General features: G+C 68.2%; 13 protein-coding genes. 6 read left to right on the top strand and 7 right to left on the bottom strand.

Features of this window, described 5'->3' with window-relative positions; genetic code table 11:
* Window positions 1-96: 96 nt before the first annotated feature.
* From BLQ49_RS11480 to BLQ49_RS11460, 5 genes are all read right to left on the bottom strand, one after another.
* Window positions 97-1725, bottom strand: coding sequence for a dihydroxyacetone kinase subunit DhaK (locus tag BLQ49_RS11480; protein WP_091715938.1), 1629 nt, complete (start codon window positions 1723-1725; stop codon window positions 97-99).
* Between the two features lie 202 nt (window positions 1726-1927).
* Window positions 1928-2815 carry a carbohydrate ABC transporter permease gene (locus BLQ49_RS11475; protein WP_091716194.1) on the bottom strand — a complete coding sequence of 296 codons (888 nt, stop codon included), beginning with the start codon at window positions 2813-2815 and terminating at the stop codon, window positions 1928-1930.
* Window positions 2816-2862: 47 nt separating this feature from the next.
* Window positions 2863-3819 carry a carbohydrate ABC transporter permease gene (locus tag BLQ49_RS11470; RefSeq protein WP_091715936.1) on the bottom strand — a complete coding sequence of 319 codons (957 nt, stop codon included), beginning with the start codon at window positions 3817-3819 and terminating at the stop codon, window positions 2863-2865.
* Between the two features lie 23 nt (window positions 3820-3842).
* Entirely contained in the window at window positions 3843-5153 is a 1311-nt protein-coding gene (locus tag BLQ49_RS11465) for an ABC transporter substrate-binding protein (RefSeq protein ID WP_091715935.1), read from the bottom strand.
* A 73-nt stretch (window positions 5154-5226) separates the two neighbouring features.
* A complete protein-coding gene (locus BLQ49_RS11460) occupies window positions 5227-6288 on the bottom strand; it encodes an ABC transporter ATP-binding protein (RefSeq protein ID WP_091715933.1) in 1062 nt (353 codons plus the stop codon).
* 255 nt (window positions 6289-6543) lie between these two features.
* On the opposite strand from BLQ49_RS11460, the gene BLQ49_RS11455 reads away from it, so the two are divergent.
* The 3 genes from BLQ49_RS11455 to BLQ49_RS11445 all read left to right on the top strand — a co-directional run bounded on the left by BLQ49_RS11455 (window position 6544) and on the right by BLQ49_RS11445 (window position 9477).
* On the top strand, window positions 6544-7737 hold the full coding sequence (locus BLQ49_RS11455; RefSeq protein ID WP_091715931.1) for a fumarylacetoacetate hydrolase family protein: 1194 nt from the start codon (window positions 6544-6546) through the stop codon (window positions 7735-7737).
* A gap of 77 nt (window positions 7738-7814) precedes the next feature.
* On the top strand, window positions 7815-9182 hold the full coding sequence (locus tag BLQ49_RS11450) for an FAD-binding oxidoreductase (protein ID WP_091715930.1): 1368 nt from the start codon (window positions 7815-7817) through the stop codon (window positions 9180-9182).
* Between the two features lie 10 nt (window positions 9183-9192).
* Window positions 9193-9477, top strand: a complete 285-nt coding sequence (locus BLQ49_RS11445; protein ID WP_091715928.1) for a DUF167 family protein — start codon at window positions 9193-9195, stop codon at window positions 9475-9477.
* A 47-nt stretch (window positions 9478-9524) separates the two neighbouring features.
* Here BLQ49_RS11445 and kce read toward each other — a convergent pair whose 3' ends face one another.
* Both kce and BLQ49_RS11435 read right to left on the bottom strand, forming a co-directional pair.
* Complete coding sequence (kce, locus tag BLQ49_RS11440; protein WP_091715927.1) at window positions 9525-10454, bottom strand: 3,5-dioxohexanoate:acetyl-CoA acetone transferase; 930 nt, start codon at window positions 10452-10454, stop codon at window positions 9525-9527.
* A gap of 2 nt (window positions 10455-10456) precedes the next feature.
* Entirely contained in the window at window positions 10457-11392 is a 936-nt protein-coding gene (locus BLQ49_RS11435) for a 3-hydroxyacyl-CoA dehydrogenase (protein ID WP_091715925.1), read from the bottom strand.
* A gap of 76 nt (window positions 11393-11468) precedes the next feature.
* Here BLQ49_RS11435 and BLQ49_RS11430 point away from each other — a divergent pair, with 76 nt between their 5' ends.
* The 3 genes from BLQ49_RS11430 to BLQ49_RS11420 all read left to right on the top strand — a co-directional run bounded on the left by BLQ49_RS11430 (window position 11469) and on the right by BLQ49_RS11420 (window position 16037).
* The gene (locus BLQ49_RS11430) at window positions 11469-12182 is read left to right on the top strand and encodes a GntR family transcriptional regulator (protein WP_091716193.1); all 714 of its coding nucleotides are present in this window, start codon (window positions 11469-11471) and stop codon (window positions 12180-12182) included.
* A 2-nt stretch (window positions 12183-12184) separates the two neighbouring features.
* The gene (locus BLQ49_RS11425; RefSeq protein WP_091715923.1) at window positions 12185-12952 is read left to right on the top strand and encodes an SDR family oxidoreductase; all 768 of its coding nucleotides are present in this window, start codon (window positions 12185-12187) and stop codon (window positions 12950-12952) included.
* Between the two features lie 133 nt (window positions 12953-13085).
* On the top strand, window positions 13086-16037 hold the full coding sequence (locus tag BLQ49_RS11420; protein WP_091715922.1) for an FAD-binding and (Fe-S)-binding domain-containing protein: 2952 nt from the start codon (window positions 13086-13088) through the stop codon (window positions 16035-16037).
* Window positions 16038-16056: the final 19 nt, after the last annotated feature.

Below are 16056 nucleotides of genomic sequence, written 5' to 3'. Positions count from 1 at the left end.
CAATCACGTGTCGCGGATCGTCCTTCGCCGATTCGAGGGGGACGAAAAGCCGGAGTTTGGCAGATATCGCGGTTTCGGCCTTCGATCTCGAGCGTACTAAGCCCGCGCCAATGCCGCGAAAGCAACCGCGACCCCGGCGGCCCCGGGGTCCTGCACCCCGGCGAGATCCCCCGCGGCGAGATAGCTGGAACGGCCGGCCCCGGCGCGATCCATCTCCGACGTCGCCTTCGCACCCGCGTCGGCCGCAGTTGCGGCGGCGTCGAGGTCGCCGCTCCGCAAGGCTTCCACGGCCGGGATCAGCGCGTCGAGGAGCGTGCGGTCTCCACGGCTGGCGCCGCCATAGCCCTGGACCCGGGCAACGCCCTTCTCCAGCGCGTCCGCCCAGTGTGCTCCGTCGGCGAGCGCGGCGGCGGTCGCGGCAAAGAAGATCGAGCCGAGAACACCGCTCGACCCGCCGACCGCCCGGCCGATCCGCTCGGCCAGTGCCCGGCACAAAGCGGCAGGATTGGCCTGCGGCAGCCGGTCGATATCGGCCAGGACCGCGCGTGCCGCGCCCGCGAAGGTCGTGCCGGCATCGCCATCGCCGACTTTGGCGTCGAGGGCGTTGAGTGGGCCTTCGGCGGCGATCAGGGCCCGCGCAACGGCGGCAATCCGCCCGGCCGTGCCCGTGTCCTGGGACGGCGTGAAGGGCTCTCCGACCAGTCCTGCTGGAACCGGCCGCAGAAGCGGCGGGGTGGGCCGTGTTGCGGCCGGCCAAGCCGGTACCGGCGTCGGCTCGGCCAGGGCCGCTTCGAGTGCGTCGTCGAGCGGCAGCACCGAGAGGGAGGCGCCGTGCATGTCGAGCGCGGTCATCATCGGCGCGGGCCCGAGCAGCAGGCGCACGCGCCGGCCAAGAGCGGTGGCGAGCACCGCCCGGGTCAGAATCTGCATCTCCAACGCCGAGGCCGAGCCCAGATTGTTCACGAGCAGCGCCAGACGGTCGGCGTCAGCGGTCGCCCCGGAGAGGCGCGCAGCGAACATACGGGCGAGTTCACCGGCCGGGGGCAGCGTGATCCGCTCGGCACCCGGTTCCCCGTGGATGCCGAGCCCCAACTCGGCCTGCCCCTCGACCAGACGCTCGCTGCGCGGCGAGCCGGGGATCGTGCAGGTGGAGACCGCGATGCCCAAAGACTTCGCCGAGCCCGCGGCCCGGCGCGCGAGATCCGCGACCTGCTCGAGCGGAGCCCCCGACTCGGCCGTATGGCCTGCAACCTTGTGGACGAAGAGCGTGCCGGCGACGCCGCGGGGCTGCTTGGCCGTCGGCAGGGCGATGTCGTCGGAGACGATCACGGTCTCGATCCTGTAGCCCATCGCCCGGGCGCGCTCGGCGGCGAGGCCGAAATTCAAGCGGTCGCCCGCGTAGTTCTTGACGACGAGCAGGCATCCGGCTGGCCCCGTCACCGCGAGAATCCCGGCCAGCACCGCATCCACGCTGGGTGAGGCGAAGACATCCCCGCAGACGGCCGCAGTGAGCAGTCCGGGTCCGACGAATCCGGCATGCGCCGGCTCGTGGCCGGACCCTCCACCCGACACAATCACCACCTTGCCCGGGTCGATCTCGCTGCGCAGCACGACGCGAATGCTCGGGTCGCCGTCGAGCCGGGCGAGGCGTCCGCCGCTTGCCGCGACCAAGCCGTCGAGGGCGTCGTTGACCAGGGTGGCGCGGGTGTCGATGAAATGGGCCATGGCGTGACCTCGGATGGGGCCGGTCCGCGATTCTGCGTTGGCGGCTCGAGACCCATTGTCCGCGCAATGACGCCGTGCTGGCAACGACCACCGTCTCTGGGAGCGCGGCGCAGTCGCCCAGGGAGCGCTACGATCCTCTGCAACCCGCAAACGCTTCGTTGCGCCCGCGATCACTGGCTGGCACGGCACGTGAACCCGTCGTTTATTCCTTCACGGCCCCAGTAAGTGCAGACACGTAGTACTCGACGAAGAACGAGTAGAGGATCACCAACGGCAGCGAGCCCAGCAGCGCACCGGCCATCAGCGAGCCCCACTTGTAGACGTCGCCATCCACGAACTCGCTCACCACGGCGATCGGCACCGTCTTGTTCTGCGTCGAGGACAGGAAGGTCAGCGCGTAGATGAACTCGTTCCAGCACAGCGTCAGGGAAAAGATCCCGGCTGAGATCAGCCCCGGGAAGGCGAGCGGCAGGATGATCTTGGTGAGGATCTGCCAGCGGCTCGCGCCGTCCATCAGGGCGCATTCCTCCAGCTCGTAGGGAATCGTCTTGAAGTAGCCCATCAGGAGCCAGGTCGAGAACGGGATCAGGATCGTCGGATAGGCCAGGATCAGGGCGATCGGCGAGTCGAACAGCCCGTAGGCCTGGACGATCGTGGCGAGCGGGATGAACAGGATCGAGGGCGGCACGAGATAGGCCAGGAAGATCGCCGCGCCGACCCAGCCCGCCCCCCGGTAGCGGACGCGGACGCAGGCATAGGCGGCGAGCACGCTGGCGAACAGCGACAGCACGGTCGCGGCCACCGACACGTACATCGTGTTCCAGAGCCAGCGCGGATACTGCGTCTCGAACAGCAGCTTATGGATGTGCTTGAACGTCGGCTGCACCACCCAGAACGGGTTGAAGTGCTCCATGTCGATCAATTGCTCATCCGGTTTGATGGCGGTGAGCGCCATCCAATAGAATGGGAACAGCAGGACAATCAGAATGACGAACAGCGGCAGGTAGGTGGTCACGAGCCGCCGGGGCAGGCGCTCGAGATAGGCCATGCCCTCCGAATTGTCGGTGAGGCCCGGGGGCTCGGCCGCCATCAGGGGCGTGCGCAGCGGGTCGGCATGGGCGGGCGGTGCGGGCGCGCTCATCGGTCGGACCCCCCGGCCTGCCAGGCCCGGCGTTGCAGGCCGAACCACGAGATCCCGATCGCGGCGAGGAGGAACGGCACCATGGCGGTGGCGATGGCGGCTCCCTCCCCCAGCGTCCCTGAGAGGATGCCGCGCTGATACGACAAGGTCGCCATCAGGTGGGTGGCGTTCACGGGGCCGCCGCGGGTCATGGCCCAGATCAGCTGGAAATCCGTGAAGGTGAACAGCACCGAGAAGGTCATCACCACGGCGATGATCGGCGTCAGTAGCGGCAGGGTGATCCGCCAGAAGATCTGCCAGTTCGAGGCGCCGTCGAGCGTCGCGGCTTCGTAGAGCGAGGGCGAGACCGTCTGGAGGCCGGCAAGCAGCGTGATCGCGATGAACGGCACGCCGCGCCAGATATTGGCGAAGATCACGCAGGCGCGGGCCATGGCTGGCTCGCCCAGGAAGTCGATGTTGCCGTCGATGATGCCGAGGTGGCGCAACGACCACGAGATGATCGAGAACTGGCTGTCGAAGATCCACCAGAATGCGATGGCTGAGAGCACCGTCGGCACGACGAAGGGGATCAGCACGATCGACCGGATGATCGCCTTGAACGGCATGTTCTTGTTGAGCAGCAGCGCGAGGTAGAGCCCCACCGCGAATTTAACAGCCGAAGCGACGGCCGTGTACAGGCAGGTGTTGAACACCGAGAGCCAGAACACGTCGTCGTCCCAGAGCCACTCGTAGTTCTCCAGGCCGATGAACACACCGTCCCGGCCGATCCGCGTATTGGTGAAGGACAGCCAGATGCCCTTCAGCAGCGGATAGGCCAGGAACAGGCCGAGGATCAGCGCGGTGGGCAGCATGAACCAGAAGCCGGCCCAGCCGCGGCTCGCCCGCAGGCGTTGCCAGCCTGAGCGGGTCGGGACCGCGACCAGCGCGGGTTGCGTCAGGGCCGTATGCGCCATGCTGTGGCCTCTCGCGCCGCGGGTCAGGTGTTCCGGAAGATGCGCTGGGCGGCGCGCTCGGCGTTCTTGATCGCGGTCTTCACGTCCTCGCGGCCAGTGCAGTGGCTCGCGAACATGTCGACCACCACGAAATCGGCCAACACCGCTGCGATGCGCTCGCTGACCGGCGCGAGGCCGCCGGCTGCCAGCGAGCGCCGTCCGGCCTCGGCAAAGACCGCGTTTTTCGGATCGGCCGACCAGATCGGGTTCTTGGGATAGTTGGAGAGCGGCTCGCACAGGTAGCCCTGCGCCTGTTCCAGCCAGGGATTGTAGTTCGACGCCTCCATCATGAAGGCGATGAACGCCTTGCAGGCGTTGGGCGCCTTCGAATACTTGAACGCCAGGATCGGGAAGGCGAGCTGGAATTCGGTCGGCTTGCCGACCGGGCCGACCGGCCAGACCGCATGGTCCATATCCTCGGCGAGCTTCGGGTTGTCCTTCTTGGCGGCGGCATAGATCGAGATGCCATTGTTGGTGAGATACAGGTCGCCGGCCAGGAACGCCTTGTTGTTCGAGCTGTCGTTCCACGAGACGGTGCCGGGCACGAAGGTCTCGTAGAGCGATTTCACGTATTCAAGCGCCTTGGCGGTCTCCGGCGAGTTGATGACGATCTTCTCGTTGGCGTCGACGAGGTTGCCGCCATGGGCCCAGAGCGCCCAGTGGCACCACGTGTTGCCGTCGCCTGTGGCGTGGCCGAGCGCGAATCCGGCCGGGGTGTTGTTCTTCTTCATGCCGCGGCACAGTTCGAGGAAGCCGGCGGTGTCGGTGGGGAACTTGTCGAACCCGGCCTTCTTCATCGCCGAGATCCGGTAGTTCGGGTATCCGCCGTTGAACGCGACGGGGATTGCGATCCACTTGCCTTTGACCTTGCCGTAGGCCTCCGCGGACGGGAACCACGGGCCGTACTTCTTGGCGAGGGAGTCGGCGACATCCTCCAGCGGCAGGCACTTGTCGGGGAAGAGCGCCGGGAACGAGAACAGGCCCCAGACCAGATCGGGCCCCTGGCCCGTATTGGCCGCCACCGAGGCCTTGGGCTGAATGTCGTCGTAGGATTCGTTGCTGACCGTGATCTTGACGCCGGTCGCTTGCGTGAACGCATCGACCAGCTTCAGGAAGGCCTCGTCCTCGCTCGGGACGAAGCGCTTCCAGCGCAACAGCGACAGGCTGGCCCCGGGCTCGGGCTTCCATTCGGCATTCTGCGCCCAGGCCTTGGCGAAGCCGAGGAGGTCGCCGCCGGCGGCGAGGCCGGCTGCGGCGGCACCGGCGAGGAGGGAGCGGCGATCGGGACCTTGCATGGGTGGCTTCTCCCTGGATGTTCTTGTTCGCGGGCCGGTTTGCCGACCTTCCCTTTGAGGGGCCGGCAGCCGTTCAGATCGGCAGCCGACGCCCGGTCGCGGCGTCGAACAGGTGGACGCGGTTCGGGCGCAGGGAGACGATCTCCCCCGGCCGCTCGGTCACGCGGTCGCGCAGCACGCAGGTGAGGTCCTGACCGACCGCACGCACCGCCAGCATGGTCTCCGAGCCGGTGGGTTCCACGACCACCACCTCGGCGGCGATCCCGTCCGGCGCGAGGTCGAAATGCTCGGGTCGGATTCCGAGGACGAGGGGCTTCCCCACGGCACCGGCCGGCGCGTCGGTCAGCGGAATCGTCAAGCCCGTGTCGCTGACGAAGGTCAGGCTGCCGTTCGCCCGGATCTGCCCGGACAAAAAGTTCATGGCCGGCGAGCCGATGAAACCGGCGACGAACAGGTTGTCGGGGCGATCGTAGAGGTCGAGCGGCGGGCCGATCTGCTCGACCACGCCATCGTGCATCACCACGATCCGGTCGGCCATGGTCATGGCCTCGATCTGGTCGTGCGTGACGTAGATGGTCGTGGTCTTCAGGCGCTGGTGCAGTTCCTTGATCTCGGTGCGCATCGCCACGCGCAGCTTCGCGTCGAGGTTCGAGAGCGGCTCGTCGAAGAGGAACACCTGCGGATCGCGCACGATCGCCCGCCCCATGGCGACGCGCTGGCGCTGCCCGCCGGAGAGCTGACGGGGGTAGCGGTCGAGGAGGTGCGTCAGCCCGAGGATCTGCGCGGCCCGGTTGACGCGCAGGTCGATCTCCGAGGCCGGGGCCTTCCGGATGCGCATCGAGAACGCCATGTTCTCGCGCACCGTGAGGTGCGGATAGAGCGCGTAGTTCTGGAACACCATCGCGATGTCCCGCTCCTTGGGCGGCACATCGTTTACGATGCGCTCGCCGATGCGGATCTCGCCCCCGGAGATATTCTCCAGCCCGGCGATCATCCGCAGGAGCGTTGATTTTCCGCAGCCCGACGGGCCGACCAGGATCACGAATTCCCCATCCCGGATGTCCACCGACACGCCGTGAAGGATATTCGTTGATCCGAAAGCCTTGCGTACCTCGCGGATTCCCACCGAGGCCATGCTTCCTCCCGATCAAGGCCGCTCTGTCGGCGGCTCTGTCAATACAGTACACGGGAGCGTGAGCAGGAAAGCAAGGCGTCACCTTCGCGATCCTGCGGAATATTCGAGTTCTGTCATTTTGCCGTGCGGGAAGCGGTGACGAGCTTGCCCGCGTGAAACACCGCGCAAGCCTCGCACGCGTCCCAGGATGCTAAAGCCTGCGCCGCCCCGGCCCGGAAGAAGGCCGCGGCTGTCCGAGACGGGAAAGGGAGCACCATGTCGTTGTCCGATCTGAACGCGCAGGCGATCCTCCCCGCCGACGGGTGCAGCGGCGCCCTCGTCGGCCGGGTCTGGCACCCGGACGCCCGGGGACCGAGTGTCGTGGCGATCCGCGCCGACGCCTCGGGCGAGCCGCGGGTGATCGACGTCACGCCCCGCCTGCCGACGGTCAGCGATCTGTGCGAGCAGCCCGACCCCGCCGCCGCCCTGCGTGCGGCGGACGGCGAGGATCTGGGAAGCCTCGATGCGATCCTGGGTAACACGCCGCCGGACGCCCGTGATTCGAGCCGGCCGTGGCTCCTCGCCCCGGTCGATCTGCAGGCCCTGAAGGCGGCGGGCGTCACCTTCGCAACCTCGATGCTGGAACGGGTGATCGAGGAGCGCGCCCGGGGCGATCTCGCCGCCGCGGCGGCGATCCGCGCCGAGGTCGTGCGCTTGGTCGGACAGGATCTGCGCCGGTTGAAGCCCGGCTCGGCCGAAGCGATGGCGCTCAAGGAGGTGCTGGTCGCGCAGGGCGCTTGGAGCCAGTACCTTGAGGTCGGCATCGGCCCGGACGCGGAGATCTTCACCAAGGCCCAGCCGATGTCGGCGGTCGGGTGCGGGGCGGATGCAGGTCTCCATCCGCACTCCCACTGGAACAATCCGGAGCCCGAGGTGGCGCTCGCCGTCGCCTCCGATCAGCGGATCGTTGGGGCGACGCTCGCCAACGACGTCAACCTGCGCGACTTCGAAGGCCGCTCGGCCCTTCTCCTCGGCAAGGCCAAGGACAACAACGCCTCCTGCGCGCTGGGGCCGTTCCTGCGCCTGTTCGACGAGACCTTCGATCTCGATGCCATCCGGCGCACCACCGTGACGCTGGAGGTGACCGGCACCGACGGCTTTCGCATGGAAGGCACCTCGCCGCTCGCCGAGATCAGCCGCGACCCCGACGAGCTGGTGGCGGCCCTGATGGGCCACACGCACCAATACCCGGACGGCGCGCTGCTGCTCCTCGGCACGATGTTCGCGCCGATCCAGGATCGGCACGGGCCCGGCCTCGGCTTCACCCATGTCGAGAACGATCGGGTCGTGGTGGCAAGCCCGGAACTCGGCAGTCTCGTCAACCGCATGCGCCCGTGCGATGCCTGCGAGCCCTGGACCTTCGGGGCTCGCGCGCTGATGCGCAATCTCGCGGCGCGCGGCTTCCTGTGACACAGCCTCGGGCGCGTGCCACAACCCTTTCCGCCACGCCCGTTCCCGCCGAGCCCCTGCCGATCGAGACCCTGCCGATGACGCACGCCGCCCTCCTCGACCGCCTTGGCGCGATCGTCGGACCGTCCGGTCTGGTTACCGGCGACGAGCTGCGCCAGCGCTCGGCGAACTGGACGCGGCCCGCAGAACCCTGCGCGGCCTTCGCCCTGGTCCGCCCCCGCAGCACGACCGAGACCAGCGCCGTCATGGCGGCCTGCCAAGCGGCGGGGGTCGCGGTGGTGCCGCGGGGCGGCGCCACGGGCCTCGTGGACGGAACGCTCTGCGCACCCGACGACATCACACTCTCGACCGAGCGGATGACCCAGATCGAACCGGTGGACCCACTCGGCATGACTGTGGTGGTCGGCACTGGCGCGACCCTCGAGAGCGTCCAGAACGCCGCGACCGAAAGCGGCCTGTTCTTCCCCCTCGACCTCGGCGCCCGCGGCTCGGCGACGGTTGGCGGCGCGATCTCGACGAATGCGGGCGGCCTGCGGGTGCTCCGCTACGGCATGATGCGCGAGATGGTGCTCGGGCTCGAGGCGGTGCTGGCCGACGGCACGGTGGTGTCGTCGATGCGCCCGCTCATCAAGAACAACACCGGGCTCGACCTGAAGCAGCTCTTCATCGGCACGGAGGGCACGCTCGGCATCGTCACGCGGGCGGTGCTGCGCCTGCGTCCGGCGCCGGCGGGCTACGCGACCGCGCTGATCGCCTGCCCCGGCGTCGATGACGGCGCGCGGGTGCTGCGCGCGGCGCAGAGCGCGTTTCAGGGCCGCGTCTCGTCCTTCGAGGGCCTGTGGCCGGATTTCTACCGGGTGATGACCGCCCCCGGCCGGGCCACGCCACCGCTCGGTTACGACTACCCGTTCTACGCCATCATCGAAATCGAGTGCATCCCGGAGGAGTCCGAGCGGTTCCTCGGCCTGCTGGAGGGCCTGATGGACGCAGGTACCATCCTGGACGCCGCCATCGCCTCCTCCGAGGAACAGCGCAGGGGCATGTGGCGCATCCGCGACCGCGTGGAGCACCTCAACGCCGACGGGATCGAACGTGCCTTCGACATCAGCGTGCCGCTCGCGAAGATGGACGGCTACGTGCGCGGCGCGCTCGAACGGCTCGCCGCGATCCCGGGGTGCCGGGCCGTGGTCTACGGACATATCGGCGACAACAACCTGCACTGGAATACCACCCGCCTCGATGCCGCGGGAAACGCCGCGATCGACGCCGCGCTCTATGAGCCGCTTGCCCACCTGAACGGTTCGGTCTCGGCCGAGCACGGGATCGGCCTGGAGAAGCGGGGCAAGCTGGCGCTGTCGCGCTCGCCCGAGGAGATCGCGGCGATGCGGCTGGTCAAGCGGGCGCTCGATCCGGACAACCGTCTGAACCCCGGCAAGATTTTCTGAGGGTTCCGCGATGACGGTTCGGCTGGCTGTGCGGCTGACGCCCCGCGGCGGGCGCAACGCGTCCGAGGGCTGGGCCCGCGACGAGAAGGGCCAGCCCTACCTCAAAGCCCGCGTCGCCGCTCCGCCAGTGGAAGGCGCCGCCAACGTGGCGCTGGAGACGATGATCGCCAAGGCGCTCAAGGTGAGCCGCGGTTCAGTGCGGATCGTGGCGGGGGACCAGAGCCGGCTGAAGATTCTGGAGATCGACGGCGTCGCACAGGACGACATCGATCGGGTATTTGGCCGGCCCACCTAAGTGCCTGGCCTGCGCCCAATCGGCGTCTCTCCCGGAGCCGGCAGGCCTCAGAACGCGACCTTGTCGCCGCCCTTCAGCGCCAGCATCTCCCGCGCCTCATCGGGTGAGGCCACCGCGAGCCCCAGTCCCTCGATGATCGACCGGACCCGCCGGACCTGTGCGGCGTTGGTCTCGGCGAGTTTGCCCGGCCCGTCCCAGAGGCTGTCCTCCAACCCGACACGCACGTTGCCGCCCATCGCAGCCGCCATGGCGGCGATGTTCATCTGGTTGCGGCCTGCGCCCAGAACCGACCATTGATACTGGTCGCCGAACAACCGGTCGGCGGTGCGCTTCATGTGCATCACATCGTCGGGATGGGCACCGATCCCGCCCTGAAGGCCGAACACGGTCTGGATGAACAGCGGCGCCTGCACCAGGCCGCGATCGAAGAAGTATTTCAGATTGTAGAGATGGGCGGTGTCATAGCACTCGAATTCGAACCTCGTGCCGTTCGGCCCGCAGGTCGTCAGGATGTGCTCGATTTGGCCGAATGTGTTGCGGAAGATGATATCCTTGTTGCCGAGATAGTCTCGCTCCCACGGGTGCTTCAGATCCTTGAACCGGTCCAGCATACCGAACAGGCCGAAGTTCATCGAGCCGAGGTTCAGCGAGGCGACCTCTGGTTTGAACGTGGCGGCCGGGCGCACCCGCTCCTCGATCGACATGGTCGGGGCGCCGCCGGTGGTCAGGTTCACCACGCAGGAGGAGCGCTGCTTGATGACGGGCAGAAATCTGGCGAAGGCCTCCGGCGACTGGTCCGGCTGGCCGGTCTCCGGATCGCGGGCATGCAGGTGCACGATGGCGGCCCCCGCCTCTGCGGCCCCGATAGCCGCGTCAGCGATCTGTTCGGGCGTTACGGGCAGGTGCGGCGACATGCTGGGCGTGTGGATCGCGCCCGTGACCGCGCAGGTGATGATGACTTTCCGCTGAAAGGCCATCGTCAGTCCTTCTGTGAAGCCTTGTGGGCCCGCAGCGCCGCAAGCCGCCTGTCACGGCGCTGCATGCGGGCGGGCCGGTCGGCGGGTGCCTGCCATTGGGCCAGGATCGTATGCGTGGCCGCCGCCTCATAGACCGAGGGCGGGACCGGATCGGCAGCGAGCCGTTTGTAGAACCCGGCGTAGCGCGCGCAGTAATCGGCAATACCGCCCGGCGCGTTCAGCTCGATCGTCTCGAACGGCCCCATGAAGCTCCAGCGCAGACCGAGCCCATCCGCCACCGTCCGATCGAGATCCTGCGGGGTGACGTAGCCCTCGGCGGCAAGGCGGAAGGCTTCTGCCAGCAGCGCGCCCTGCAGCCGATTGAGGATGAAGCCTTCGATCTCCTTCAGCACCGTGATCGGCACCTGACCGATCGCTTCGTAGACGGCCCGGGCCTTGGTTAGTGTATCCGGCGCGGTCCAGGGCGCCCCCGAGATTTCGACCAGCGGAATGAGATGCGGCGGATTCACGGGATGGCCGATCAGGCAGCGCGCCCGGCCCCTTAGCGCCTCGGTGAACAGGGAGCAGCGGATCGCCGAGGAGGACGACGCGAGGATGGCACTCGTCGGCGCCCGGGCGTCGAGCTCGGCAAAGAGGCGCTGCTTGACGTCAAGCTGTTCAGGCCCGTTCTCTTGAACGAAGGCGGCGCCGTCGAGGGCCGTATCGAGATCCGGCACGGGCCGGATGCGGGTTAGCGCGCCGTCTGGATCGGAACAGAGCCCGTTCGCCGCCAAGTTGCGCAGGCCTTCGGCGCAGAGTCTGAGGGCCGCCTCAGCGACACCGTCGCCGGTATCGAACAGGCGCACTTCCCAGCCGGCGCGGGCGAAGATCATTGCCCAGGCCCGACCGATCAGGCCAGCGCCGACGATCGCGACGCGCTCGGTCAAGGGCGCCCCCATGCACAAGCTGACCGCTCCCGTCAGCTGTGATCACAGATCACTAGCGGCAAAAGGCTGGTTGCGTCTAGTGTCCGGCATGCGATCCGTCACGGCGTTGGCCGATCTTCCGCAGCTGGAGCGGCAGACCCTGTCGGGAACCGCCTACGCGGCTCTCTCGGACCTTCTCGCCTCGGGCAGGCTGGCTCCGGGCGAGCGGCTGTCCCTGCGCCAGAGTGCGGCAGCTTTCGGCGTCTCGGTGATGCCGGTTCGCGAGGCGGTGAGCCGACTGGTGGCCGACGGCGTGCTGGAGGTCTCGCCAGCACGGGTCATCCGTGTGCCGATGATGTCGCAGGACGCCTTCCGGGCGCTGGCAGAGACGCGCATCGCCGTGGAGGGGATTGCCGCCGCCCGGACCGCGCTGCGCCACAGCGCCGAAGATCTGTCGGCGATCCGGAACGCCGAAGCCGCGTTTCGATCGGAGGCCGAGGCCACGCAGCCCGACCGCGCCCGGGCGATCCAGCTCAACCGCGACCTGCATTTCGCGATCTACGACGCCTGCGGGCTCGCACCCCTGCGGGAGATCATCGCGCGTCTTTGGCTGAAGGCAGGACCCGTCATCAACCTGGACCTCCGCGCCCACCCGGAGCGGCTACGCCAGGGTTTCGCGTTGAGACGCCACGCCGAGGCCTTGGCGGCCATCGAGGCTCGAGACGCCCCCGCGGCCGAACGCGCCATCGCGGCCGACATCCGCGAGGCGGCCGAGTTCATACTGGCCCGCGGCGGCCTGCAGGACCATAGCGGAGGGGATTGACCATGGATCTCAAGATCGCCGGGCTGCGCGTGCTGGTGACCGCGGGCGCCGCCGGCATCGGTCGCGGCATCGTGGATGCGTTCCTCGAGGAAGGTGCCCGGGTCTTCGCCTGCGACATCGACGCGGAGGCGCTGGCCACGCTGCCCGCCACCGTCGGGCGCAGCCGGACCGACGTGACCGACCGGACGGCGGTCGCCGCCATGATGGATCAGGCGGTGGAGCACCTCGGCGGCCTCGACGTGCTGGTCAACAATGCCGGCATCGCCGGTCCGACCGGACGGGTTGAGGAGATCGCCCCCGAAGAATGGGACCGGTGCCTGACGGTTTGCCTGACGAGCCAGTTCAATTGTGCCCGACTGGCGGTTCCGCATCTCCGACAAAGTGCGAACGCATCGATCGTCAACGTATCCTCGGCGGCGGGCAAGTTCGGCTTCGCCCTGCGCAGCCCCTACGCGGCAGCCAAATGGGGGGTAATCGGCTTCACAAAATCGCTCGCCATCAAACTCGGTGAGGCTGGCATCCGGGTGAACGCGATCCTCCCCGGGCTCGTCGCCGGCGACCGACAGCGCCGGGTTCTGGAAGCCAAGGCGCAGCAGCAGGGAACGAGCTTCGCTGAGATGGAGGCGCGTGCCTTCTCGTTCGTCTCCCTGAAGGAGTACGTCACCGCCCGGCAACTCGCCGATCAGGTGCTGCTGCTCTGCTCGCCCCGCGGTCGCACCGTCTCGGGCCAAGCAATCTCCATCGACGGTGACACGCGGATGCTGTCCTGACGGCCACCCAACGCGGTCGATGCCGCCAACCCCGCGCCGGAAGCGCGCAGCCCGCACGAGCCGATTCCCGTCGCGATGAATTTTGAATACAATTGGATCCGGTGACCCCAGATCACCGCGGGAGGAGGCGGACGTGAACGGAACGAGCGCGCACATCGCAACGGCGCCGCGCGCGGCGGCGCGCCTGGCTGCCGGGTTGGCCCGCAGGCTTGCGGAGCAACTCCAGGGCGAGGCACGTTTCGACGCCTTCACCCGCGGCCGCTACAGCACCGACGCTTCGATCTACCAGATCATGCCGGCCGGCGTGGTGCTGCCGCGCTCGGCCGCCGACATCGCTGCCACCCTGCGGATCGCAGCCGAGTACGGCGCGCCGGTGATCCTGCGCGGCGGCGGCACCTCGCAGAATGGCCAGCCCATCGGCTCGGGGCTCGTGGTCGATTGCTCGCGCCACTTCAACGACGTCCTGGCCTACGATCCGGAGGCCGGGACGATCACCGTCGAGCCCGGCATGGTCCTCGAACGCCTGAACGCGCGGGTGAAGGCCGATGGCTGGTTCTTCCCCGTGGAGCCTTCCACGGCGACCCGCTGCACCATCGGCGGCATGGCGGGTAACAATTCCTGCGGCGCCCGCTCGCTGCGCTACGGCAAGATGAGCGACAACGTCCTCGCCCTGGGGGCGCTGTTCCATGACGGCGAAGCCTTCGAATTCGGCCTCAGCGACAATGCGGTCTCTGGTGTGACCGGATCGAGCCGGGCCGAAGCCCTGGCTGGCCGCATGCGCGCACTGGCCCATACGCACCGGGACGAGATCGTCGCCCGGTACCCGCAGGTGCAGCGCCGCGTGGGAGGTTACAATCTCGACGCGCTGATCGAGGCACGTCCCAATCTCGCGCATCTGCTGGTCGGATCCGAGGGGACGTTGGCGGCCACGACCGCCGTGACGCTCAAGCTGTCGCGCCTGCCGAAGCACCGGGTCATGGGCGTCTGCCATTTCCCATCCTTTCGCGCCGCCATGGAGACCACGCAGCACATCGTGGCGCTGAATCCGGTGGCGGTGGAGCTGGTCGACAACAACGTTCTGGTGCTCGGCGCCGACATCCCGCTGTTCCGGACGACGCTCGCCGACATCACCCGCGGCAAGCCCAACTGCCTGCTGCTCGCGGAATTCGCCGGCGACGACCTCGCGAGCCTTGAGCGCGACCTCAAGCGGCTCGACGCCTGCATGGCCGACCACGGCTACGCGGACGCCGTCGTCGAGGTGGTCGAGCCGCTTCGCCAGAAATCCGTCTGGGAGGTGCGCGAGGCCTGCCTCAACATCATGATGTCGATGAAAGGCGACGCCAAGCCGGTGTCGTTCATCGAGGATTGTGCGGTGCCGCTGGAGCATCTCGCCGCCTACACCGATGCGGTCACCGAGGTCTTCACCAAGCACGGCACCCGCGGCACGTGGTACGCCCACGCCTCGGTCGGCTGCCTTCATGTCCGGCCGATCCTGAACATGAAGGAGGCGGGCGACGTCCGGCGGATGCGGGCGATCGCCGAAGAGACCTCCGAACTCGTGCGCCGCTACAAGGGCTCATATTCCGGGGAGCACGGGGACGGGATCTCGCGCTCGGAATACATCGCGCCCCTGTTCGGGCCAGTCCTGACCCGCGCCTTCGAGACCGTGAAGGACGACTTCGACCCGGAGAACCGGCTCAATCCCGGCAAGATCGTCCGCCCTCTGACGATGGACGACCGGTCGCTGTTCCGGTTCAAGCCGGACTATGCGGCGACCGAGCCCATGAAGACGGCCCTCGACTGGTCGGATTGGGGCGGTTTCGGCGCAGCCGTCGAGATGTGCAACAACAACGGCACCTGCCGGAAGCTCGTCGGCGGCGCGATGTGCCCGTCCTACCGGGCTACCCGGGAAGAGCAGCACCTTACGCGCGGACGCGCCAATTCACTGCGCCTCGCGATCTCGGGCCAGCTCGGCAAGGATGCCTTCACCAGCCCGGAGATGAAGCGGACCCTCGATCTCTGCGTATCCTGCAAGGCCTGCCGCCGGGAATGCCCGACCGGTGTCGACATGGCCAAGATGAAGATCGAGTTCCTGCACCACTACCACGCACGCCACGGCTTGCCCCTGCGGGAGCGGCTGATCGCCCAGATGCCAATCTACGCGGGCATTGCCGCGAAGCTCGCGCCGCTCCTCAACCTGCGAGATCGGTATCCGGCCCTGGCAGCCCTGTCGGAGCGCTTCGCCGGCCTCTCGGCCAAGCGGACGCTGCCGCGGTGGCGTCGCCCCTGGCGCGAGCAGGGCGAGGCCGCGCATCCGAGCGACGTTGTGGGCGATTTCCGCGACGTCATCTTGCTCGGTGACACCTTCAACCGCGCTTTCGAGCGGGAGAACCTCGAAGCGGCCGAGCGGGTCCTACGCGCGGCGGGCTATCGCCTGCATCGCGCCGATCCGATGCGCGGGCGCCGGCCCCTCTGCTGCGGCAGGACTTGGCTCGCCTCCGGCCAGACAGACCGAGCCCGGCAGGAGGCACAGCGGACCCTCGATACGCTCCTCCCCTTCCTGAAGGCCGGCGCGCGGGTGGTCGGCCTGGAGCCCTCTTGTCTCCTCACCTTCCGGGACGAGTTCGCAGCCCTCCTCCCCGGCGCAGAGTCCGCCCTTCTGGCCCAGCGATCGGTGCTGTTCGAGGAGTTGCTGGCCGGCGACCTTGCCGGGGGGCGGATCGAACTCCCGCTCGCCCATCAGGGTAACCGCGTGGCTCACCTGCACGGGCATTGCCATCAGAAATCCTTCGGCCTGATGGGCGCGGTGGAGACGGTTCTGCGTGCGGTTCCGGGCCTTGAGGTGCGCGTGATCGAGTCGAGTTGCTGCGGGATGGCGGGGGCCTTCGGCTACCGGCCGGAATCGATCGCGACCTCCTTCGCCATGGCCGAGCTGTCGCTGTTTCCGGCCCTGCGCGCCGCGGCGCCGGGCGATCTCGTGGTTGCCGACGGTACGAGCTGCCGGCATCAGATCCACGACGGGCTCGGGATACACGCGGAACATGTGGCCCGGGTCCTGGATCGGGCTCTGACGCCTCGACACTGATTAGACGGGCACCTACACA

It is taken from the genome of Methylobacterium phyllostachyos, from assembly GCF_900103445.1.
Classification (GTDB): domain Bacteria; phylum Pseudomonadota; class Alphaproteobacteria; order Rhizobiales; family Beijerinckiaceae; genus Methylobacterium; species Methylobacterium phyllostachyos.
This window is presented reverse-complemented; position numbering and strand designations above follow the sequence as displayed.

Coding starts and splice junctions, on each gene's coding strand:
- BLQ49_RS11425 (WP_091715923.1), top strand. CDS start 12,185: ATGGATCTCAAGATCGCCGGGCTGCGCGTGCTGGTGACCGCGGGCGCC.
- BLQ49_RS11465 (WP_091715935.1), bottom strand. CDS start 5,153: ATGCAAGGTCCCGATCGCCGCTCCCTCCTCGCCGGTGCCGCCGCAGCC.
- BLQ49_RS11475 (WP_091716194.1), bottom strand. CDS start 2,815: ATGGCGGCCGAGCCCCCGGGCCTCACCGACAATTCGGAGGGCATGGCC.
- BLQ49_RS11430 (WP_091716193.1), top strand. CDS start 11,469: ATGCGATCCGTCACGGCGTTGGCCGATCTTCCGCAGCTGGAGCGGCAG.
- BLQ49_RS11470 (WP_091715936.1), bottom strand. CDS start 3,819: ATGGCGCATACGGCCCTGACGCAACCCGCGCTGGTCGCGGTCCCGACC.
- BLQ49_RS11450 (WP_091715930.1), top strand. CDS start 7,815: ATGACGCACGCCGCCCTCCTCGACCGCCTTGGCGCGATCGTCGGACCG.
- BLQ49_RS11455 (WP_091715931.1), top strand. CDS start 6,544: ATGTCGTTGTCCGATCTGAACGCGCAGGCGATCCTCCCCGCCGACGGG.
- BLQ49_RS11435 (WP_091715925.1), bottom strand. CDS start 11,392: ATGGGGGCGCCCTTGACCGAGCGCGTCGCGATCGTCGGCGCTGGCCTG.
- kce (WP_091715927.1), bottom strand. CDS start 10,454: ATGGCCTTTCAGCGGAAAGTCATCATCACCTGCGCGGTCACGGGCGCG.
- BLQ49_RS11480 (WP_091715938.1), bottom strand. CDS start 1,725: ATGGCCCATTTCATCGACACCCGCGCCACCCTGGTCAACGACGCCCTC.
- BLQ49_RS11445 (WP_091715928.1), top strand. CDS start 9,193: ATGACGGTTCGGCTGGCTGTGCGGCTGACGCCCCGCGGCGGGCGCAAC.
- BLQ49_RS11460 (WP_091715933.1), bottom strand. CDS start 6,288: ATGGCCTCGGTGGGAATCCGCGAGGTACGCAAGGCTTTCGGATCAACG.